Below are 1,001 nucleotides of genomic sequence, written 5' to 3' on the forward strand. Positions count from 1 at the left end.
ATCACGATCAACACGGCGCACGTCGAGTACGAAACGGCTAACCGCCACTACGCACACGTCGACTGCCCGGGCCACGCTGACTATGTGAAGAACATGATCACGGGCGCAGCGCAGATGGACGGCGCGATCCTGGTGTGTTCGGCTGCAGACGGCCCGATGCCGCAAACGCGTGAGCACATCCTGCTGGCGCGTCAGGTTGGCGTTCCGTACATCATCGTGTTCCTGAACAAGTGCGACATGGTGGACGACGCTGAGCTGCTGGAACTCGTCGAGATGGAAGTTCGCGAACTTCTGTCGAAGTACGACTTCCCGGGCGACGACACGCCGATCATCAAGGGTTCGGCCAAGCTGGCGCTGGAAGGCGACACGGGCGAGCTGGGCGAAGTGGCGATCATGAACCTGGCCGACGCGCTGGACACGTACATCCCGACGCCGGAGCGCGCAGTTGACGGTGCGTTCCTGATGCCGGTGGAAGACGTGTTCTCGATCTCGGGTCGCGGCACGGTGGTGACGGGTCGCGTTGAGCGCGGCGTGGTGAAGGTTGGCGAGGAAATCGAAATCGTCGGTATCAAGCCGACGGTGAAGACGACCTGCACGGGCGTGGAAATGTTCCGCAAGCTGCTCGACCAGGGTCAGGCAGGCGACAACGTGGGTATCCTGCTGCGCGGCACGAAGCGTGAAGACGTGGAGCGTGGCCAGGTTCTGGCGAAGCCGGGTTCGATCAACCCGCACACGCACTTCACGGCTGAAGTGTACGTGCTGAGCAAGGACGAAGGCGGCCGCCACACGCCGTTCTTCAACAACTATCGTCCGCAGTTCTACTTCCGTACGACGGACGTGACGGGCTCGATCGAGTTGCCGAAGGACAAGGAAATGGTCATGCCGGGCGACAACGTGTCGATCACGGTGAAGCTGATCAACCCGATCGCGATGGAAGAAGGTCTGCGCTTCGCAATCCGCGAAGGCGGCCGTACGGTCGGCGCAGGTGTGGTTGCCAAGAT

Annotated in this window: 1 protein-coding gene; it reads left to right on the forward strand. The window is 61.8% G+C overall.

Annotation, left to right across the window (positions count from 1 at the left end; genetic code table 11):
- Positions 1–1,001: elongation factor Tu (tuf, locus tag M0D68_RS36565; RefSeq protein WP_266226922.1), on the forward strand; the 1,001-nt coding region annotated here is incomplete at both ends.

This window comes from Paraburkholderia sp. SEWSISQ10-3 4, from assembly GCF_030464785.1.
Lineage (GTDB): Bacteria > Pseudomonadota > Gammaproteobacteria > Burkholderiales > Burkholderiaceae > Paraburkholderia > Paraburkholderia aspalathi.